The organism is Butyricimonas faecihominis (assembly GCF_033096445.1).
Taxonomy (GTDB): Bacteria; Bacteroidota; Bacteroidia; order Bacteroidales; family Marinifilaceae; genus Butyricimonas; species Butyricimonas faecihominis.
In genome coordinates, this window is the sequence record NZ_AP028155.1 from 2,528,556 (window position 1) to 2,550,789 (window position 22,234).

A 22,234-nucleotide genomic window follows, 5' to 3' on the forward strand; every position below is an offset into this window, starting at 1 on the left:
ATATTATTCTTCAAACAACTCGTCTATCTTTTCCCTCAGCTCTTCTCCCCGCAGGTCTTTGGCAATAATCTTCCCGTCTTTACCGATAATATACAACTTCGGGATGGCCACCACTTGGTACAATTTAGCCACCGGACAACGATTCATCCCCTTCAAAGAAGAAACATGATGCCATACCAAACCGGCTCTTTCAATCGCTCTCTCCCAGTTGGCCTTATTATTATCCATTGATACCCCCACGATCTCCAAGCCCCGGTCATGATATTTCTCGTAGATAGCTTTCACGTTAGGCATCTCATCCATGCAAGGTCCACACCACGAAGCCCAAAAATCAATCAACACGATATGCCCCCGCAAATCCTTCAACGCGAGCTTTTTCCCATCAGGGGTAGTCAATTCGAACTCGGGAGCCGGGCTACCGGGAGCCAACCGTTTCAATTGGGCAATACGCTCTCCCATCTCTTTTCCTTTCTCCGTCTGTTTCACCCGATCCGTAAAACGATCATAAAATGCGGAGATTTGTTCCAAAGACATCATCCTCAACATATTCACCTCGATAAAAAACGGAGCTACATCACTATCACTGTACGATTTCAAAAAGGCCTCCATCTGATCCTGTTGCTCTTTCGTAACTCGTTCTATTTCCCGGGCAATAGAATCCCGTTTTTGCCGAGTATCGGCTCTCTTCAACGAAAGTCCCAACCCTCCCAAAGAAAAATTACGGATATAATCATCACTCCAAAACTGAATCATCGCTTGCGCTGCGGCCTGATCCCTTGTTTCATTCTCCAACACGTAAGGCCCGGACGGATTCTTGTATGAATACTCGGACTCCTTAATCGTCAGCCGCAAAGGTTTTCCGTCCAAAAAGATCATCCGGAATCCATTCTTCGCATTCATCAACATCGCACATTTCTTCTTGTTGACTTTCCCGCGTAAAGCAAACGTCCCGTCGGCAGTCACGACCACCGAATCCAAGAACTCGCCCTCGACATTACCATCTTCCAACGTCCGCACGCTAATCGTCCTGCCGGCACCGTTTTCCCAAACTCCCGTAATATCATACGTGATTTGAGAATAGGCTGTCCCCCAAAGGAGACAACACATCATCAAACTTAAAAATCCTCTCATCATCATCTATTTTATTCTTTATCAAAATAACCGGCAGGAAGCGGATCGTTCGGGCAGAACGAATTCTGTAAGGCAATCGGATCCATCTCCATCTTTTTAACTATAAAATCAGCGATCAAGAAAGCTCTCTGTTTCACAATATCGAAACGGGCAAAAATGCGATCCATCTCGCTCTTCGGAGTTGACATCAAGAAGGAAAGATAATCCCCCAAATCCTCCCCATACTTATGCGGCATAAAAAAACCATAATCAATGAAAGCATTCGCCCCCACGAATCCATTTGTGTACAGGACATAATGGTAAGCGTCAAACTCCCCTTCCGGGTCGGCATTCTCCTCTTCATCGAACATATAAATAACCAAATACGTCACCAAAGCAAAGAACTCATCCGGAACCTCCATCGTGTTATATATATTATTCATAATTGCCGTCACGATTCCCGAATTCATGGAATCCCAATCGCTATCCGTGAAAGATTCCATTTTCACACCGACATTCGAAACCGCCAAACCATGATTATTCGTCACTAACGTGTTTACCAAATTCGATTTATTATAAGAAGACGTTTTACATATAGAATCTACCAGATAAATTTTCTTCGGCAAAAACTTAGCAATAAACGCCTCCGGATAACCGGCAAACACTTTCTCCTGCATAAACGTAACTATTTGTCTCACGTAAGCCTCGCTCCCACTTTTCACGGGAGCGTACCAGTAAACCGTCCGCCCGTTCCAAGTAGTATAAAACTCCGTCTGATCAAAATCGTACAGCACGAACGAACCGTATTTCTCGTACACGGAATAAATCAACTCTTCCAATGAGCCCTCCTCCCCGCGAGGTAAATCAAAAGGAGGATTCCCCAATTCCGGCATCGGGTTTATTGAATCTTCCGATCCACATGAGGCCATTCCCGACAGGAATAGAGCCAACATGATATATATCGCCATTTTTATCGTTTTCATCTTTATTTATTGTTTTTAATTTCCAACAATTGTTTCTCTAGAATTATTCGTCATCCCGTCATTGTATTCCGTTTCAGAAAGCGGAATCGGTAATAAATAATTCGGACTTCCCTGTTTCAACACAAATGTCTTCGACGAAGTCATCGAAGAATAGAATTCATGCTTTACCTCGGGCATCCCCTGCCGACGCATATCCCAGAAACGCATGGCCTCCTCGAAACAAAGCTCCCGACGGCGTTCCTCCCAAATAAATTGAATCAAATCCTCCCGAGAAGCAAAATCCGAAACGTTCTTCGCCTGATAAATATCCCGGGAAATCTTCTTTACCCGCAACTGGTTCAACCAATTAATCGCCGTTTGGCTCACCCCGGTCTCCTTCCGGGCATACGCCTCGGCCAAATTCAGATACACCTCCGGACTCCGCCAACATTCACGAGCCTCTCCTTTACTCGTTGATAAATAGGGATCCGATTTCATCGGAAGAGCCTGTCCCGAAAAATACTCCGGTCTCAACCGAGTTCCTCCCAGTTTAAACAACCGGGCAAAATAAACCTCTTTACGTAAATCCCCCTCCTCGTACAAATTTAATAACGCATCGTCTCCCGTCCATGATGTATGGAATCCCAGCGTGTAATACGAGTAGAATTGAAAAGGTGCCAAATAATTAAACTTATTATCATTCTTACTAAAAAGAAACACCGTCTCGTCAATCGCAATCTGGTTAATCCAGAATGTTCCGCCAGAAGCTCCCGGTAATCCGCAAGTCTCCCGATCAACATCATTCAAATCATAGAGTTCATTGCCACCTAGATCGATAAACTCTTCCGAAGTACGAATCACCTCCTCCCAGTCCTCTTGGAACAAGGCCACCCGGGATGCCAAGAAATAAATAGCCGCAGGCGTGATCTCCCATTTCGTGTAATTCGTACTCGCGCTCTCCAGATATTTCTCCGCATTCTTCAAATCCTCATTCATCAGTGCGTAAATCTCTCCCACCGTAGCCCGTTCCGTCGGGCTGACATCCACGACCGGGGACGTACGTTTGATCACACCCAACTTATTCTTGTTCTCTTCCGACCAAGGTGCGCCATACGTGTTTACAAGACAAAAATAATGATAAGCCCGTAAAGCATACGTCTGTGCCGCCAGCTTGCAATAAGTCCCGTATTCATTCGCCTCGTACTTCATGTCCGGCAAAGCATCAACGATAATATTACACGCCAGAATATTCTTGTAACGGGCATCCCAAAAATTATCCGTGATATACTGGGAATAATCCGCCCACCACGTGTACACCATCTCCCCGTAATCCATGCCGGGATCGAAATCGTCAATAAACGTCACCTTACTATTGTTATACATCGACTCGTCATAATATAACGGGCCCATCTCCACGTCATCCGTCATCAGATGAATCCATTCGATCTGGGACGCAAACTCATCCGGATAACCCTCTCCCAATAATATCGGGACATAATCATTCACCAGTGAAGGAATTAACAAATCATCGGAATCTTCCTTCAAATAATCATCACAAGCCGACAAAAACCACGGCAAGAACAAGATTAGAATATATACACTTACTTTTTTCATAACGACCTATTTTTAGAAAGACACATTTATCCCAAAACTATACGTTGGAAGGGCCGGGATATTCGCACCATTCGTCTCCGGGTCCAGACCTTTCCATTTCTTATCGGCAATCGTGAACAAATTCATCACTTGGAACCGCACCAGCATACTGGAAACATGCAGAAAATCCAACACGTTCTGTGGTACGCTATAACTTAACGCCACCATTTTCAATTTCAGGAAATCGGCCTTCGCTACCCGAATGTCGCTGTCATTATACAACCTGTAAGGATTTGAATACCCGGAAATTCCCTCTGAAATATCATACACGCTGCCAGTCTCCGTACCCAAATAATTATTCATATCCGTTGAGTTATAAGGAACCGGATAAATCGTGTTATCCCCCGCCTGTTTCCAACACTTCAGCCACTCGTCCGAAAGATTCGTCAAAGGATCGACCGTGGAAGAATCGTAAAATTTCGGAAGACGGGACACGCTACCCATGCTGTAAGCGAAATTCAAAGATAACGACAGCACTTTCTTGAACGTCACCTGCGTGTCAAATCCCCCGGAAAGCTTCGGGAAAATAGAACCGCAATGCACTAACTCCAAATCCTGTCGTGACGCCCGATGCACCTTTTGCTCGTTCTTCGCGTAAAACAAAGGATAACCGTTATCCTGATTCAACCCGGCAAAACGATAAGCATACATGGAACCGATAGGTTGCCCTTCCACGGCCAACGTCCCGGCCAGCATCTGATCCACCACGGTAGCCATGCTCAAATCATCCCGGTTCGCCAACGTGATCTCGTTCACGTTACGCCCGAAATTAAACCCGAAGCGCCAATCCCAATCCCGGTTATTCACCAAGTCCAAGTTCACAAATCCCTCGAAACCCTTGTTCACCATTTTCCCCGCATTATAATACAACACGTTTTGCCCCGTGGAGGCCGCCACTTGTTTCGACATGATCAAATCGGAGGTATTCTTCCGGTAAATATCAAAGCCTCCCTTTACCCGCCCGTCAAACAAAGCGAAATCAACGGCCGCATTCCAAGATTTTGTCTTCTCCCAACGCAAATCGGGATTCGGCAACCTTGAAATCTTCGAAACCGGTAACCCAGTCACCCTGTCCCGATCCCCCACCGTAACAATCAGGTAAGGAGTGGCGCTCTCGTGAATATTCCCTTGGATACCGTAAGAACCCCGGAATGACAAATTATTAATCCATTTTGCATTTTCCAAAAATGATTCATTCGAGGCAATCCATTTCACGGCAAACGAATAAGTCGGCAACCACCTGTACTTCGGGTCACTACCAAATTTATTGGAACCGTCCGAACGAATATTGGCATTGAACACGTACCGGTTATCATAACAATAACTGGCAATCCCGAAGAATGAAGCGACTTGCGTGAACGAATTTGTATTCATCGGTTTATTTCCCCCGTACGTGCTGATATAACTCGGTGTCTCCACCGGGCTGAACATCTCCCCGAACTCCGGCACCCAACCGTATCCCGTCGTGGAAACACCTTTATACTCGTTCCGACGAGCCTCTGTCCCGGCAGCAACCGAAACGTCGTGAACGCCGAACAGATGCGAATAAGACAACATATTACGCAACGTGTAACCGCTTTTGCGAGTACTTCCCTGCGTCAACATTCCCCCATAAGGTAACTTTGAATCGGAAAACTCCGAGTCGTACTCCGTATAAGCGCCATACTCGTATCCCCGGATTTCAGTCACTTTATACGATTGTGCAGTCGCCCAATCCCTCGTATTCGTGTTCCCGGTATGCCACGAGAAGGTACCTTCGTACTTCAACCCTTTCCACAACTTTAACCTCAAAGCCAACAAAGCGTTAAAATCATCCATCTTGGAAGACTTACCCGTGTTCTTCAACTCTTTCAGAATATTATACCCGATATAATCCCGCCCCGTAATTCCGGCAGCCCGATAACTCATGTAATACGAACCGTCCTCGTTATAAGCCGGCATGGTCCGGGTTGTCGAGTAAGCGTAATCAAACGGATTCACCACGGAAGAATACCCCGTGTTAGAAGTCGTGGCATAATCTATCTTGGCCGTAAAACCCAAATATTCATTATACTCCACGTCAACCTTTGCCAATGCACTGAACTTCTCCGAATCAGACCCTCGGGCTGCCCCCTCGATATTTGAATACCCCTCTGACACGTAGTATTTCACGGCCTCCGTCCCCCCGCTGACATTCAACGCGTGAGTATGCGTGACATCCGATCGGAATAACAAGTCAAACCAATCCGTGTTCCTCCTCTGCAACGTCTCCACCTTTTGCTCGAACTCCGCCTGTGAGATTTGCTTGCTCATCAATTGCTCGTAAGCTGCCTCGTACGTTTCTCCCGTGGGTACACGTCCGAAATTCATATTCGATTCGACCAACTGGCGAGAGAAAAGCACCCGTTCCCGCGAATTCATCCGGTGATAATTCTTATAAGATGGCCGGGTATTCAGCGTCAAATTCCCGTTATACGAGATCACCGGACGACCCACCACGCCCTTTTTCGTCGTGATCACGATCACCCCGTTGGCCGCCTTCACCCCGTAGATTGCCGTCGCCGAGGCATCCTTCAACACCGTGATCGTCTCGATGTCCTGCGGGTTCAATCCCGCAATGGCATTACCGATCAAATATTCGGCATCCTCGCTATTTATATCCGAGGCCGTGAACGGCACGTCCTGTTCCAGAATCACCCCGTCAACCACCCAAACCGGGGACTTATTTCCATTGATCGTAGCATTTCCCCGGATTCTGATCTTCGGGGTCGCACTCGGTTCCCCGGAAGTGTTCAACACCATCATTCCGGGAATACGCCCCTGCAACATCTGGTCAATCGACCCGACTCCCTGTACCATAATATCCTTAGCCTTTACCGTAGAAATGGCACTTGCCGATTCCCTCCGGCTAATCGTCTGGTAACCCGTCACCACCACTTCCTCCATATCGTGGGAATCATCCTGCAACACCACGTGCAGCATCTTCTGCCCCGTCCACTTTACCTCCCGGCTTTTCATCCCGATGAACGAAAACAGAAGTGTCAGGGAATCCTGTTTCACGGTTGTCAGTGAAAACTCCCCCTTCGAATCCGTCGCCACCCCAATCGTCGTTCCCTTGATCAAAACGGTCACTCCCGGCAACGGTTGCTCCCTCTCGTCCTTCACGACACCCTTGATCACCACCTCTTCCGGTCCTTTTTGTTGTTGCACTTTTGTCAACACGATCACGCCATTATCATACAGACACTTAATTCCCTTCCCCGCAAAAACCTCGTCCAACAAATCCATCACCTGCCGATCTTTAACACGCACGTCAAAACGAGGAATAGCCTCCACGTACTCACTCTTGTACATAAAACGAATACCCGTTTGCTCCTTAATCTCCCGAAGAAACTCCTCCACGTTACAATTTTTCATGTCCACGCTGACCACCTGATTCTGGGCAACCACGTCCCCCCGAACCTGTACCAGCAACACGAACATTAGAAAACACATCATTTTCATCACTCTAAAGATTTTTTGAGCCGAGCGTAAATTTCCTTTACATTCTCCACTTTTTTTCATAACTTTGTCGATAATAGATTATTATTAGCCAGAGCCAACTGGCGTTCACTACAAGACGGAAAGACCTGCCAGTTTTTCCGTTTTTATTTTATGCTCACTACAATCGTTTTATTTTTCACGCTAAAATGCGCCCCCGTGCTTATCTTCAGGAAATGCAGGAACTCTTCCACCTCGCCATACCGCTTCATATCACCGGACAAGCGGATTTCCTTCAATTCTTCATCGGCATACACCACATCGCAATCATACCATAAAACCAATTTGTTCATCACGTCCTCCAGCCGATCATCGCTAAAAACAAAATCCCCGTTCGTCCAATCGATATACTTCCTGATGTCAACCTCTTTCACCACGATCCCGCTCGTCTCCACGTCGCAAACGGCCAGTTGATTCGGTTTCAACATCACTTGGCTGGTTCCATTTTCCACGCCCACTCGTCCCTTTACCAGCACAGACTCCACGACCTTCTCCTTCCGGGAATTCACGTTGAATTCCGTCCCGACTGCCGCCACTTCCACCCCGTTCGCCTCCACGACAAACGGGTGGTCCGCATCCGCTTGCACCTTGAAATAAGCCTCTCCCTTCAACCGCACCACTCTCTTCTTCCCCACAAAACGCACCGGATAGACCAGCTCGCTCTCGGAATTCACCCACACCTCGGACCCGTCTGCCAACACGATCCGGTACTCTCCCCCTCGATTCACCACCAGCTTGTTATACACCACGTCCCCTGTCTCTTCCGCAGTCACCGAATCCCGGTAAGCCACCATCCCTTCCTGTTCCACGTCAATAGCAACCGCCTGTTGCTCCCGCAACGACTTCCGTTCCTTTCCCAACTCCACCACGTCCCCCGTCGAAAGAAACAACCGTGCCTTGGAAGAACCGTGATGGATCACCCCGCTTTCTGCCAATGGCATATTCCTCACCTCTCCTGTCCACCAGTAATACCCGCCCCCGGCCAAGAGCAAAACACTCACGCAAGCGGCAACTGCCACGGCTCGCCGGAACATCGCCCTCTTCCTTGCCATCTGCCGGAAACGTCGTTCGCCTTTCCGGCTAACCAACCTTTCCCGCATCACCCAGCGCTGACGCAAAAACTCTCGTTGCAAATCCTCGAAATACCGGCGATTCTCCTCCTTCTCACCCAACCAACTTTCCACTTCCCGCACCTCCTCCGAAGAGAGTGATTCTCCCTGCCAGTATTCAAGTAATCGTATATCCCGTTCTTCTTGATTCATATTATTCTACTCAATATTCATATATAATAGACATCAACAAGCAAAACGGTTGACAAGAAAATGAAAATATTTTCAAAAATTATCGTGATGATTGATTTTTCTCCTCCTAGAGAGCATATTAAAGATACAACTAAAATCGCTACCTTTACGAACACCCTTATTAGCAAGTAGCCCAAGTAAGCTGGAATTTGTCCCTATAAAATAAAAATTTCAATAAAACACCTAACAGTTAGAACTATTATTCTGTGATCAAACTATTATAATAGACTTATCCAATCATTAACAATTACTATTATAACCTAATATTTTATCATTTCAATAGGACAGGAATAGGGCCGGAATGGGAGCGGAATGGGAGCGGCTCACAATATGATAACAACATCATAGCATTTTAGTAACACTATTTTACATTTATTCAAACAAACCTTTTGTCAAACATTCCTAGATCAGAACGCTTACCACCATCTTCTCGGAACCTAAAGTTTCGGGGATTTATGACAAGATTTTCCAAACAATCGAGACCTTCTATGATCTTCCCCGTAAACAAGCACGTACAACAAAAAAGCCGTATCAGAAACAATCCCCCTCAACGTCTTCAGACTACGCACCAATAACGTTTTTACCGTGGCCACCGAAATTCCCAGTAATTCCGCCACCTCGGCATATTTCATATTTTTCAAATGCACGCATTCCAACACCTCCCGGCTTCTAGGCGGTAACACGTCAAGCGCTTTCAGCACCTGATCTATCATGTCTTCGTGCGTCACCTCCTCATCCTCCCACACCCTTTCCACAACCGATATATCCGGAATCCGCCGCATCCGACTCTGATCCTTCACCTTTCGGATAGCCATATTCCGCACGGAAACATACAAATACGACCGAACCCGTTCCCCCTCCAGATTCTCATTCAACTTCTTCTCCCACAACCGCACGAAAAAGTCCTGCACTAAATCTTCCGCCTCCCCCATATCATTCAATATCGTATCAGCCCACAAAACCAATTCATCGTAAAAACGATCGTACAACTCATCCACAGAGAAAACCTTCCCTCCAGAAAAATGAATCGTATGTCCCTGTTTCCCTCGCACGTATTGAGTATTATTGCTTTTTTATCTAAACTCAAAAATAGACAAGATTTCTTCATTTTCCAAAAGGCCGATCACTTTTCCTGAAAAACAGAGCTAAATCATATTTCCATCCGGTCTCATTAATCCAAAAAGGCAACCCTCACATGGAAGATTGCCTTTATTAACGATTTCAAATCATTACTTTTTCAGTAACTGTTCCTTGATGATTTGCTCGTGTTTTTCTGGTTGCGCACCCACATCAATAATAGGCTTTCCACCAACAGGAATAAAAAATAAGGTAGGCAAAGCGACCACGTTAAACATCGTGCAAAGTTCTTTTTCCTTGTCTGCATTCACTTTCAAGAACAAAACCTGATCCTTGTACTTTTCTGCCATCTTTTCCAATTCCGGGATCAGACGCATACAAGGCCCACACCATGTCGCCCAAAAATCAATGACCACGGGTTTATCTCCCTTGAACACGAACTCTTTATCTTTACGATAATCGTAAATATGCTCCAGAAAATATTCACGGGTAATCGGGTTTAATTTTCCGGGGACAATTTGCGTTGCAATATCTTCAATCACGTCATCCTTCACTTCCGCCAAATCAAAAGACTGGAAATAAATCTTCTGTTTCTGGTAATCGATAGAGATAATTCCTCTCTTTAAAATTTCAGTTCCTAACACAGAACGTGCCAAATTCTTATTCTCCGTCACCACAACATCAGTTAAATGCTCCTTCACAAAATCACAAGTACCAACAATTTTAGTTTCAGAAGTTTTTTCCGTTTCCTTATATCCATTCGTGATGAAAGCCTCTCCACCCCTATTCCCAGAAAGTTTGGCATAATCATCCGCTTTCATGGCAATCATCCCGTCATACCAAGTATCAAACAATACCGGATAAGCAACTCCATCAAGTATCACTTGGCAAACTACCGGTAATCCCGGTAGGGGATTCGCCAAATCTGCACGATGGTCCAGTTTCATATACGAGGGCCGATAAGGTTTAGAAGTTGTTATTTTCTTACGTTGTGCATCAATCGTCAAGACCACGTTCTGGAACAACGTACTTCCTATAATTCCTGCCACCCCCAATTTCCGTAAATAAGGTTCGTCTTCTAGAACGAAAGCTGAAATACCATTACCGAACACGTTGTTTCCAAAAGCGATCGAATTAATGGACACGATGCCAGTTGTCGCCACCTGTTTGTACAAAAAATTGGTATAGGGTAAACGACCTGCCACATTCGTGTCAATATGGAATTTTTCCACGTATTCCGGTAATATTGCCGTATGTCCAGCCAAATCCAACACAAACGGAGCAACTTCCCCGTTCACGATCACATCCAGAATGATTTTCCCATCTACCTCCCGGTAATCTTTTACCTCTGTAGCCGAGTTCTTTGTTTGAGCAAACGTAATCATCGAAATGAACATCAACCCCAAGAATATAATTAATTTATGATTCATATCTTCTAAAATTTAGTAATTTTCACCTTTTTCTCTTTCCCGTCTTTCAAAACAACGATCTCCGTCGAATTTCCCTCTACAGCATTCAACAACGCATCCACCTCTAATTGACTTTGTCCCAATTCAGATAAATCTTTACCATTAATCCGAATCACTTGATCACCCAACGCGACCTCATCTTTCAAACTATCCCACACTAACGTAACCTCAAAATGTCCTTTCACGGGCAAAATACCCACATTCCACAATTCTTGCTTTCCCTGTCCATCTTCAACACGATCCTCGTAAGGGAAAAAATAAAAACGCCCGCGAATGTAATCAATCACCACCTTACCGTATTTCAGCATATCTACCCCCATAATAGAACTTCCGCTCCGAGTAGTAACACTTTCAAAATTCGTGAACTTTTTTCCCAAGAAATTAACCTCGTCAAAACGTACCTTGACGATCTCCTTCGCATTGTCCATATTCAGCCCTCCGATACCCAGTGCATTTATCCCAAATGCCTTCTCCAATGAATGAGTACTCTTCATTTCTTTCAATGCCTCGTAATCATTGTAAAACAAATGCAATAAACCGTCTGCCCCCGTGTCAAACATTACAGGCTTTTTTACTCCTCCAAAATCAACGTCCACAAACGGTTGAGGGACACCGCCAACCATAGGCACGCCCTCCGTAATTTTCAAACCTGAAGGACGATAAGGGTAATTTATAATCATAATTTGCTCACAGGCATCAAAAGTAAGTACTGCCTGCCCGAAAGCATCACTACCTAATAACCCAACTACTCCCAATTCTTTAAAAAAGCCATTCTGAGGAAATATCAGACTTTTTATTTCAGCTAATTTATAATTCGGACTCAGCTGTACATTGGACAAAATAGCTTCCTGATAAGAAACACGATTACCGTTCATGTCACTCACGCCAAGGTCCCCTCCTGCCGCAACAGCTTTCATTTCAACGGCCGCTTCCCGTATCGTCCCGGTCGTTCCTCCCGTATCCACGATATACTTCACCGTCACGCCATTTACCGTAACAGGAATAATAATTTTATCGTGGATAAACTCATAATGAATCGTGTCACATATTCGTCGAGAAACCGCCTGTTGAGCAACTCCCCGCACGAATAATGACATCATCATCACGCACACGAATAATATTTTTAACTTTACCATAAATTACTTCTTTTCGTACACGATAGTCTTCTCGCCATTTTTGGTCTGAACAGTCAATTTAACCTTTTTCTTCGCCTTCAATTCCGGGATTCCATTAATGATACTCTCGCAAAAATCATACGTACTAACCGGCTGACCATCGATTTTAGTCACCTTATCCCCAACTTCTACTTCTCCTTTCATGGCATCCCACACGGTTGCAACCACCAAGACTCCATCTTTCACACGTAAGGCCACGTTATAGTGCTTGCTCTTCAAATCATTCTCCGCCTTGTAAGCCTCGAAGTAGAAACGAGAACGGGCATAATCCAATGTCACTTTACCATAATCCAATAATTTCACTCCCAACAACGTCAACGGTGGCGTGGCTGTCTCCGAACTTACATTCAAAAAACGAGTACCGCCTATAGAAAGTTCCGGGAATTGTACCCGGTAAAAAGAAGCCGCAGATGACTCCCCGGCAACCCCGATTGACGCCCCCCCGAATCCTTCGGCCAATACCGTAAAAGCGCCTACAGATTTCAAAGTCTCAAAATCCGTACTTTTTAAAGAGAAGAAACCGGGAAATCCCGTATCAAACAAACAGTTGATACTATTTCCTCTTCCGGCTTGCAAAGCAACCACCGGCATCCCCTTTTTCACAAAACCAAGCATTTTTCTTAAAGAGATCGTCGGAGCCTGTTCTCCATTCGAAATGGTGATCGTCTTCGCTTTACCATCAAGCTCCACGATCATTCCTTTCAGTATATCGCTACCGATCAACCCGTCCGTTTGAAAACAAGCAAACGGAGAAGGAGTTGGTAATTTAATGGCCGGAACATGCATGAAATGATACATTTTATCCGGGAAAAGCAAACTTTCAATTTCTACACGAGGATAGGCAAGTTTTTTACTATTCACATCCGTCACCACCAAAGAATCTGTTAATGGCAATCCCAACTCCTCACAAATCTCCCCAGACAACGCAGTCTGCCCGCCCGTGTCAAAAATAAACGAACGGGGAGTTCCGTTCATGATCATCTCCACGATCATCTTTCCCCCCACCAAACGGTAAGGTAACACAGTTTTACGTGGCTGGGCAATCCCGGGGATTGCCAGCACACACAATAACAATGAAATCAATATTCTCTGTTTCATCTTGATTCCTCCATCAAAATTATTTCGTTAACTTATCTGCCGCCATGATAGCTTGATAAGCATTTAAAATTCCCCCGGATAAACACAGATCTTCAAAAAGGAATAGATCTTGTGTCTGTTTATTATTCACAATAATCCCTTTCTCCACTTCTACGCCCTTGCGAGAGGTTACTGTTTTCAATAAGATATTACGTATTTGGGAACCAGTCAAGTTCGGGTAATAAGCTTTAACTAAAGCTGCAACTCCGGCAACCGTAGCCGACGATAACCCCGCACCACTTCCTGTTTGATAAGTATCTCCCATATATGAAGAATAGATGTCCATACCCGGAGCGAACAAATCCAACTCTTTTGCCCCGTAATTTGAATTCAAAGAAGGATTTCCATTTTTATCCGATGAAGCCACAACCATTAAATTAGTCAATTCTTTCTCTCCATCCATCCAGCGATTCGGGAAAAAAGTTTGTTTTGACAAGTCTCGTGATAATTCCCAAACCGGAACAATTACCAATACACCTTTACTTTCGGCATAACGCAACGCCTCGGCCACCCATTGTCCTTGTCCTTCAGGATATAACGTATTTTGCTGAGGCAACACAATTACATCCGCCTTATGATCAACAGCATAACGAATGGCCAATGCCATATCCTTCATATAAGGCTCCCCGCGGGAAGCACTCACTCGTAAACACATGATTTCCGCCTGATCCATAATTCCATTCCCTCCTAAATCATTATCTCTTTTACCACCGATCACCCCGGCTTGCATGGTACCCATTCCGGCTTCAGATGTCAACAGGACATTATTTCCATATTTGTTATCATTTATATCCATATAATCATCCCCGACAATATCAGCACGTCCATCACTCCCATATCCTTTTAGTGTTCTTTCGTAATCCTTTTGGGATTCCGCCACTATTTTATTAACAAAATTCTTATACACGAAATCCAAACTAGGAGTTTTGTAAATATTAAAGCCCATGGCAATCATGGTAAAAGCCCGATCACGCAAAGGATCAGCTGGAGCTTTAGGATCATAACAAGTTGCAAATTCCGTTGCCGTAAGCTCTTTTCCCGGGTATTTTTTCTCCAGTTCCTCTTTAAATATCTGACCATATTCCTGATAAGTATAGGCGGCTTGCGACCCCAAGTAATATCTACCAATTTCCGATTCCGGAACCACGTGGCTCATAAAATAAGTATATTCCGCTAAATTTTCAGGAGGAGCAACTTTTGTTCTTTTTCCATCTATAATTTTAAAATACTCACCCTCTCTACCTTGAAGATAATCACCATATTTTTCTTTCAAACGTAAGAATTCACGATCCCCTTCCTGCATCAATTTTTCCATCACTTGCCCGTCCTTACCTCCTAAAAAGTTCCAACCATTAATGTCGTCCACCAACCCGTTTTTATCATCATCTTTCCCGTTCGCCTTCTCTTTCTTGTTAAACCAAATCGCTTGTTTCAAATCTTCGTGTTCCACATCCAATCCTGTTCCGATTAAAGCGACTACCGGCCTTTTCTTTACTTTTTTACCTTTCAAAAACTCATAAGCTTTATTCACTTCTGCCCCATATACTCCATCCTTATCAAAAGAACAGTTATACCAATCCAAATCCGACTGTTTCTTAGCCGTTTGATCATCCTGATTGACAAGTTGTGCATTTAATATACCCACATACAAGCACATTAAAAATAAAAGAGAATATCTTTTCATTACTACAGAATTTATTATATTATACGATACAAAACTTCAAACATCCAAAAAATCATCTAGTCGATTTTTTAATTCACCATTTTGCAGTAAATCAAAAAACGCTAACTCAAAAAATATAAAATCAAAATCAGTTTCCTCTTGCTCTCTCTATCGCCTCCCGGACTTTTTCTCCTCGCAAATCCCGATCAACAATCCGCCCTTCTTTATCGATTAAAACGATAAAAGGAATCGTGTAAAAGCCGTATGCTTTCTGTATCATGTTAGGTTCGTTTCCAGATGTAAATCCTTCCTTGTCCCACAACATGATCCAAGGTAATTTTTCTTCCTCAAGCATTTTCTTCCAGTCTTTTTCCCGTCTATCTAAAGATATACTGATAAATACAAGATCATCACCTTTCAATTCATCATAAATCGGCCTAAGATATTTCATCTCATACCTGCAAGACCCACACCAAGAAGCCCAAAAATCAACAAGTACAAATTTACCCCGAAAATCACTCAACTTAACCATTTTTCCCTCCGGATCCACAAATTCAAAATTATACGCCTGTGCCCCCACGGCAAAGTGGCTTAAACTATCCACCCGGTGTGCCAACCAACGGGCTGAAGTTGTATTCCGATCTGCCTCAGGAACAAGCTCTAATAACATTTTGTTAGACTCCCATTGCGTCATATCTGCAATATAAGCTAAAGCACTATACATATTTCCCCGCAATTTTCCCTTTACTTCAGCATTCACGACCCGTTTCTTTGCAGATAATTCCGTCGGAATCCATCGCGATAACTCCAAGAAATCGTCAATTCCTGTAAAAGCCAACGAACTACTCTCTGGAGCTTTTTCATTATAAAATCCTTTCACCGTTACATCCCCATTCGTCAAATAAATAGGCTGTTTCGTGCTACCAATAGTTAAGATATATACATCCGGTACTATTTTTTCCGGTCCTTTTCGAAATTCTTTTCCGTTCTCCACGGAAATGGAGAATATCTCGTTTCCATCAATAGAAGTCACTTTAACTTCAGTGGGAGACAATAGCCGTAATTTACCAGATAATGTTAAGCCTTTTTGAGCTTTCCCGGGGATAATCCCCCCGAGAAAGACTAAAAATATAAATAGAATTTTCAACATATCTTTTTTATTTCAACTCAGCATCTCCTATCGCCTGCAAATCGATCCCATAATTCTCCTTGAAACTATTTACAAGAATCTCATATTTTTTCCGAATTAAACCGTTCACATCCTTCACCGGATTTAAAATACCCACATACGTATTCGTACTCGTATTTTCTGCAATCAAATCCTCATACGGATTCGAAATGATAGCTTCAATAAAATATTTAGCATCGTCCGCTTGTTTCGTTCCAGCTTTAATAAAACCACGAGAGTACATGTCAGTAGCCGTAATTCTCTCATAATTCATTCCTTCGTAGAATGCCGGATCCACGATCACTTTGGCTTTATCCAACAAACGTGTAAGAAAAACATTATTTACCTCTTTTCTAAAACTATTCTTTTGCACATCAGTGAAGGTCAACACACTTTCGTTTCCCCAGTTAAACGCTAAATAATCATAACCGTTATACACATTGAATGTCTTACTCAAGTCTCCATAAGCAGAATATTCGTCTAACTTACTACACAATAATATTTTCAACGGCAAACAACGATTCAAGGTTGTATCTGGATAAAAGTTCAAAAACAACGATTCAATCAAATCCAACTGTTCCCCCACATACTGTTCATCAGCAACTTCACCTCTCAACCCCTTCGTGAAAGGGTAGTAACTACCTTCCGGTTCCGGTTTTGACTCATACCAACCATTCACTTGCCAATACAACTCTTTCATATTAAATTTATACAAAATGAATGTATTGCATCTCTCTTTCCAATCCACGATACGATCATCGTAATCATGTTCTCCTTGCGGCACGAAATACCCGAACTCAGGAGTTTCCGTCGGGGTCAACTGATCATCATCACTACAAGCGACCGCCAAAGCCATCAATAATAATAAATAAATTATATGCTGTTTCATAACTTTATACTTAACGTTTGTTCTGTTCTAAATAAGGATTACGATCCAAAGCTACCTGCGGAATCGGCAACACGTAACGAGGGTCACCCTCGCGCAAAGTCGTAATTGTTTCCGCCTCACCCGTTTTTACAAAATAAACATGTGATAATTCAGGCATACCGTAACGGCGTAGATCGAACCAACGATGTCCTTCAAAACTCAGCTCTCTCCGACGTTCCTCTTGATAGAACTGCCACAACTCATCCGCATCCTTAATATCAACTTCTTCGTAAGCCGTAGTCCGCGTATCATAACGATTTTCACGCAATTTATTCAAATCAGCCAAAGCCAAAGTTCGGAAATTTCCCTCTCCGGTTTCCATGAATTTACGTACATACACTTCCGCTCTGTTTAAATACAACTCCGCAGTCCGGATTCCGTGGGCTGCATACGATAAACTCCGTCCTCCTTTATACCCGTATTCGGGGAAAGCAACATATTCAAATGGGGACCAATTCAAATACATATTCCAATAATAATATGCATATACCCGTAAATCTCCATGATTATTCGCATCCGTAGCTGAAAAATCATACAAGTCCATTAATTCATCAGAAGGAGTAAAAGGATTCATTGCTGAATAGGCCGACGGGTACAAACTGGAGAACATCCCCGATCCCCCATACATCCAAATAATCTCGTCACTCGTTGACGAATTATAAATACTCCACACACTATTTCCTTGGTACTGCATAGCATCTGTCGGCATACTAGCTAAAGAAGTTAAAGTCGACTTTTCCTCCAATACCATATTAGCATATTTCAAAGTATTATCCAAATCCTCCATGTAAAGATACACTCTACATAAAATAGACTTTCCAGCTAAAGCATGGATTTTATATAGAGACATCTCCACCGGATTTTCTTCTAACAATTGAATTCCCTTTTCCAGATCTTTCACGATCTGCTCGTACACTTCTGCCACCGAATTCCGGGCCATAAAACCATCATGTACAGCCATTTCCAACTTCAACGGCACACCTAGATTTTCAGCAGGATTTCCAAAATTATAGGGCAACGCATAGTAGTTCACCAACAAGAAATAGTAATAAGCACGTAACACGTATGCCTGCCCCCGCAAGTTATCTTTTGCCGTTTGTTCCCCTGTTACTTTATCAATATAATCCAAAATCGTGTTACATCCCATAATCTTATTGTAACACTTTTTCCATGAGTTATAACCATCAGCCTTTAATATCTCGAACATATCATCTTCCCAGAGAAAGAGAGAGCGAATTTCTTCCACTCGACTTACCATAGTCTCATCAGTTCCCGCACCATTACATTGCACATCATCGGAAAGCAAATCTGTATAAGGATAGTCCAACATTCCCATGGGGTATCCCTCTCCAACCATCACCTGCATCAAATCATCCACTGTTGATGGACGTACTTCGTCCTTACTGGACTCTTCCAAGAAATCGCCGCATCCGGCAAATCCCAATAATAATAAAAATAATAGTATATTTCTCATACGATTTATTAGTCTAATCATTAGAAACTCAAGTTTACACTAAATGAATAGTTCCGTGTTATCGGTTGCGATCCGGTTGCCACCTCGGGGTCTCTGCCCTTAAACTCACTGCTCACGATTATGAAAGGATTGGACACATTGAACGAGAAGCTCATATTTTGGGCAAACTTCTTGATCCATCCCTTGGACAAGTTGTAGGACAATGAAATATTGTTACAACGCAAGTAAGAAGCATTTACCACCCGAATATCTGCGTAATTATATACTTTCGCAAAATATTCACTCGAATTCGGTAAAGTTATCCCCTTTTCCCCTTTCTGAGGTAAAGATGGTATATTCGTATAATTTTCATCCCCCGGTTTACGCCAACGTTTCACCAAATCTTTTGGCAAATTATTATATTCGTTCGGAGTATCATTATACATCTCTGCAGCATACATTGGTGCTAAAAATTTCTTCCCACCCACGGAAAGATAGAACGACGAGGAAAGTGACAGATCCTTGAAACGAAAACCCATACTCAAACCGGAAGTAAAGTCGGGATCCAATTTACCCATGTGTTTCATATATATCGTGGCATCTGTTTTAGCATCAGGAGTATCGACTCCCGGTAAGTTGAAACGAGGCGTACCATCCTCTGGATTCAACCCGTCAAATTCAAATGCCCAAAAACTGGACACAGCATATCCTTCTTTGTTCACGTTTCCAGTCGTGGCTTGGGTCCAGTTCTTGTTGGACTCTAATTTACTCGTCACCTTATTATAGTTCTTGGAAGTATTCAACCCTAATGTCCAAATGAAATTATTCGTACGCACTGGAGCGAAACTAAAACTCAATTCCCATCCATAATTCTCCAACGAACCACCATTCATTGGCATACTCGTCACTCCATTTTCCATTCCCACCTCCTTGTTAATAACTGCATCTGTAGTCTTTTTGTAATAATACTCAAATGATCCGTTAATCTTATTTTTCCAAAACACAAAATCAACCCCAGCATTCAATGTTGCCGTTTTTTCCCATTTTAATTTCGGATTAGGCAAGCTCTTAATATTCAATGCATATTCACCCATAACAATACCTCCCTCATTATCGCCTGCAATTCTAGCGATCAAATCGGGAGAGGCAGCCTCATTAGCATTCCCTTGGTATCCATAAGTCAATCGGAAACTACACTCGTTCAAGAAATCTTGTCCTTCTAAGAAATGTTCCCGTCCCATATTCCAACGCAACCCGAACGACCACACCGGTAAAAAGCGAGCGCTTTTATCTTGCCCGAAACGATTGGATGCATCTGATCGTATACTAGCGTTAAATACATAACGCTCATCGAAAGTGTACGTAAATGCACCATAAAAAGACAATTTATTCGCCTTGTTATTAATAATCGACTTCGAAGGCTGTGCGTAAGTTGTATTCGCTGAAAGATATCCATTATTTTCGGTATTCAATGGGGGATTTTTAATCGTATTTCCACGTTCCGGTAAATATCCCCAAAAAGTACCAGTAAAACCGTCATATTTAGAGCTACTGGCCTCCTGACCTACCGTGGCTGTCAACAAGTGTCTACCAAAATTTTTCACGTATGATAACTGGTTTCTCCAAGTATAATTCTCATTACGCGAATCCTGCATATTCAATTCACCTCCATGGGGCAACCCACTCTTTTTATATTCTGCATCATTCGCACCATATTGCCCGAATTCGTAGCCACGTTTAGCCGTAATATAATAAGTTCTTTCTGTTGCCCAAGACTGTCCGTGAGAGGAAGTGTAGCTATAACCAATTGACATCTCATATTTCAAACCACGTAAAATATCCAAATTCAAACTAATATTCGCATTCAATGAATTGGAAGTGTTCTCATTTCCGGTGCCTGCCAACTCATTTAATATATTGTATCTAAACTTATTAGCATTCTTGTAATAATATAAATCTCCATTATCATCAAAAGCCGAAATCACACGACTCGTAGTAGAAGCATAAGAATAGGGTTGCACGCTACCATGAAATCCCTTTGTCTTAGCAACACTCCCGGCCACTTTAGCAGAAAAACGCAAACGGTCCCAAAATATCGTTGTCACGTTCACACTTCCCTGATAATTCTTAGAATCATTTCCCTTAGCCGTACCATTATTATTTGACATACCAAAAGAGGCATAATACGTAGTCTTATCACTACCTCCGGACACGCTGATACTATTAGAATAAGAGAATGGATTTTCAAACAACAGATCGAACCAGTCCGTGTTAACTGTCTCTAATCTCTTTACACTAGCATTAAATTGGTCATAGGAAATCTTATCCTGCAAATATTGCTGTAACACTTCTTGATACCCTACATCCTGCAACACGTTACCGTTAACCAAACCTCTCTCGTATATTTCCCGGGAAACATCCACGCGCTCTTTAGAGTTCATCAAATTCATCTTGTCGTAAGTTACCTTAGACCCTATTGAAAAACTGCCAGAATAGTTAATAGACATACGTCCTTTTTCTCCTCTTTTTGTGTTGATCACGATAACCCCATTAGCCGCTTTCACGCCATAAATCGCTGTAGCAGAAGCATCTTTCAATACAGTAACATCTTTAATATCTGAAGGGTTTAACCAAGAGATTGCACTACCCACGAAATTACGGATCATATCAATATTGTCCGGATTCGTGTTAGACATAGACAAATCGGTTGCCTTAAAAGGAAGTGGGTCTTCTTGAATGATTCCATCGACTACCCATACAGGATCCTGACTACCTAACAAAGTTGAAGTTCCTCTCACCCGCACTTTTTGACGAGTACCAACCAAACCACTTTGATTCTGAATTGCCACTCCGGCTAACTTCCCTTGCAAAGCCTGTTCCAAAGATTGAGTACCTGTTAAAACCAAATCCTCGGCTTTCACCGTGCTGACAGAACCCGCCATATTTGATTTTTTCACGGTTTGGTAACCCGTTACGACAACTTCCTCAACCTCTTTCGTATCCTCTTCCAAGACAACATTCAACATCTTCTCTCCCTGCCACTTCACTTCCTTAGTCTTCATTCCAACAAAAGAAAATAATAGTACCACGCTATCTTGTTTCACGGTCGTAAAAGAAAACTCTCCATTTATTCCGGTAGCAACACCAACAGTCGTTCCTTTCCCTACAATTGTTACCCCCGGCAATGGTTCCCCCTTTTTATCTTTCACCACTCCTTTAATCACGACCATTTTATTTTCAGGATTCTCATCCTTCACCCGGATAATTACCAAACGGCCATTGATCTCGTAAGTCAATTTTGTATTCGCCAAGCAAATGTCCAAAACTTCCTTTAAATCCGCTTGTTTCACATTCACGTTTACAGAAGAAATCTGATCCACGTCTTCAATAGAATACAAGAAGGTATATTCACCTTTCTGTTCAATCAACTTGAACACATTTTCTAACCTCCCGCTTGTCATCGAAATATCATACTTCGTTGTCTGGGAATACGCTCCTGCCATACTTTGCAGGACACACACTAAAAGTAGTAATGCCGTCACTTTCATCTTTAACAAACTAATTTGCAACTTTCTCCCCTTGAGAAAGTCAAATTCTCGTTTTTTTTTCATAGTTTTGT

Annotated in this window: 14 protein-coding genes; all 14 read right to left on the reverse strand. The window is 43.0% G+C overall.

The window, feature by feature from the left end:
- Window positions 1-3: 3 nt before the first annotated feature.
- Window positions 4-1,137: a TlpA disulfide reductase family protein gene (locus R8806_RS10500; RefSeq protein WP_124316441.1), complete on the reverse strand. Its 1,134-nt coding sequence runs from the start codon at window positions 1,135-1,137 to the stop codon at window positions 4-6.
- A 5-nt stretch (window positions 1,138-1,142) separates the two neighbouring features.
- Entirely contained in the window at window positions 1,143-2,093 is a 951-nt protein-coding gene (locus R8806_RS10505) for a hypothetical protein (RefSeq protein WP_124316440.1), read from the reverse strand.
- A 15-nt stretch (window positions 2,094-2,108) separates the two neighbouring features.
- Window positions 2,109-3,686, reverse strand: a complete 1,578-nt coding sequence (locus R8806_RS10510; RefSeq protein ID WP_124317412.1) for a RagB/SusD family nutrient uptake outer membrane protein — start codon at window positions 3,684-3,686, stop codon at window positions 2,109-2,111.
- A gap of 12 nt (window positions 3,687-3,698) precedes the next feature.
- Window positions 3,699-7,202 (reverse strand): SusC/RagA family TonB-linked outer membrane protein, encoded by a 3,504-nt coding sequence (locus R8806_RS10515; protein ID WP_167513900.1) that lies wholly within the window; start codon window positions 7,200-7,202, stop codon window positions 3,699-3,701.
- A 149-nt stretch (window positions 7,203-7,351) separates the two neighbouring features.
- Window positions 7,352-8,506, reverse strand: coding sequence for a FecR domain-containing protein (locus R8806_RS10520; RefSeq protein ID WP_124317410.1), 1,155 nt, complete (start codon window positions 8,504-8,506; stop codon window positions 7,352-7,354).
- Between the two features lie 476 nt (window positions 8,507-8,982).
- The gene (locus R8806_RS10525; protein WP_124317409.1) at window positions 8,983-9,597 is read right to left on the reverse strand and encodes an RNA polymerase sigma factor; all 615 of its coding nucleotides are present in this window, start codon (window positions 9,595-9,597) and stop codon (window positions 8,983-8,985) included.
- Window positions 9,598-9,774: 177 nt separating this feature from the next.
- Window positions 9,775-11,052, reverse strand: coding sequence for a thioredoxin domain-containing protein (locus R8806_RS10530; RefSeq protein WP_229782901.1), 1,278 nt, complete (start codon window positions 11,050-11,052; stop codon window positions 9,775-9,777).
- Between the two features lie 5 nt (window positions 11,053-11,057).
- Window positions 11,058-12,227 carry an aspartyl protease family protein gene (locus R8806_RS10535; RefSeq protein WP_124315975.1) on the reverse strand — a complete coding sequence of 390 codons (1,170 nt, stop codon included), beginning with the start codon at window positions 12,225-12,227 and terminating at the stop codon, window positions 11,058-11,060.
- Window positions 12,228-12,230: 3 nt separating this feature from the next.
- Complete coding sequence (locus tag R8806_RS10540; protein ID WP_124315976.1) at window positions 12,231-13,364, reverse strand: aspartyl protease family protein; 1,134 nt, start codon at window positions 13,362-13,364, stop codon at window positions 12,231-12,233.
- 19 nt (window positions 13,365-13,383) lie between these two features.
- On the reverse strand, window positions 13,384-15,087 hold the full coding sequence (locus R8806_RS10545; RefSeq protein ID WP_124315977.1) for a S8 family serine peptidase: 1,704 nt from the start codon (window positions 15,085-15,087) through the stop codon (window positions 13,384-13,386).
- Window positions 15,088-15,214: 127 nt separating this feature from the next.
- Window positions 15,215-16,216 carry a TlpA family protein disulfide reductase gene (locus R8806_RS10550; protein ID WP_124315978.1) on the reverse strand — a complete coding sequence of 334 codons (1,002 nt, stop codon included), beginning with the start codon at window positions 16,214-16,216 and terminating at the stop codon, window positions 15,215-15,217.
- 7 nt (window positions 16,217-16,223) lie between these two features.
- Entirely contained in the window at window positions 16,224-17,123 is a 900-nt protein-coding gene (locus R8806_RS10555) for a zinc-binding metallopeptidase (protein ID WP_124315979.1), read from the reverse strand.
- Between the two features lie 10 nt (window positions 17,124-17,133).
- The gene (locus R8806_RS10560; protein ID WP_164719566.1) at window positions 17,134-18,636 is read right to left on the reverse strand and encodes a RagB/SusD family nutrient uptake outer membrane protein; all 1,503 of its coding nucleotides are present in this window, start codon (window positions 18,634-18,636) and stop codon (window positions 17,134-17,136) included.
- A gap of 20 nt (window positions 18,637-18,656) precedes the next feature.
- Window positions 18,657-22,226: a SusC/RagA family TonB-linked outer membrane protein gene (locus tag R8806_RS10565; RefSeq protein WP_124315981.1), complete on the reverse strand. Its 3,570-nt coding sequence runs from the start codon at window positions 22,224-22,226 to the stop codon at window positions 18,657-18,659.
- Window positions 22,227-22,234: the final 8 nt, after the last annotated feature.

What these genes read in the sequence shown, in the direction of transcription:
- R8806_RS10500 (WP_124316441.1), bottom strand. Translation starts at nt 1,137, where the DNA reads ATGATGATGAGAGGATTTTTAAGTTTGATGATGTGTTGTCTCCTTTGG.
- R8806_RS10505 (WP_124316440.1), bottom strand. Translation starts at nt 2,093, where the DNA reads ATGAAAACGATAAAAATGGCGATATATATCATGTTGGCTCTATTCCTG.
- R8806_RS10510 (WP_124317412.1), bottom strand. Translation starts at nt 3,686, where the DNA reads ATGAAAAAAGTAAGTGTATATATTCTAATCTTGTTCTTGCCGTGGTTT.
- R8806_RS10515 (WP_167513900.1), bottom strand. Translation starts at nt 7,202, where the DNA reads ATGATGTGTTTTCTAATGTTCGTGTTGCTGGTACAGGTTCGGGGGGAC.
- R8806_RS10520 (WP_124317410.1), bottom strand. Translation starts at nt 8,506, where the DNA reads ATGAATCAAGAAGAACGGGATATACGATTACTTGAATACTGGCAGGGA.
- R8806_RS10530 (WP_229782901.1), bottom strand. Translation starts at nt 11,052, where the DNA reads ATGAATCATAAATTAATTATATTCTTGGGGTTGATGTTCATTTCGATG.
- R8806_RS10535 (WP_124315975.1), bottom strand. Translation starts at nt 12,227, where the DNA reads ATGGTAAAGTTAAAAATATTATTCGTGTGCGTGATGATGATGTCATTA.
- R8806_RS10540 (WP_124315976.1), bottom strand. Translation starts at nt 13,364, where the DNA reads ATGAAACAGAGAATATTGATTTCATTGTTATTGTGTGTGCTGGCAATC.
- R8806_RS10545 (WP_124315977.1), bottom strand. Translation starts at nt 15,087, where the DNA reads ATGAAAAGATATTCTCTTTTATTTTTAATGTGCTTGTATGTGGGTATA.
- R8806_RS10550 (WP_124315978.1), bottom strand. Translation starts at nt 16,216, where the DNA reads ATGTTGAAAATTCTATTTATATTTTTAGTCTTTCTCGGGGGGATTATC.
- R8806_RS10555 (WP_124315979.1), bottom strand. Translation starts at nt 17,123, where the DNA reads ATGAAACAGCATATAATTTATTTATTATTATTGATGGCTTTGGCGGTC.
- R8806_RS10560 (WP_164719566.1), bottom strand. Translation starts at nt 18,636, where the DNA reads ATGAGAAATATACTATTATTTTTATTATTATTGGGATTTGCCGGATGC.
- R8806_RS10565 (WP_124315981.1), bottom strand. Translation starts at nt 22,226, where the DNA reads ATGAAAAAAAAACGAGAATTTGACTTTCTCAAGGGGAGAAAGTTGCAA.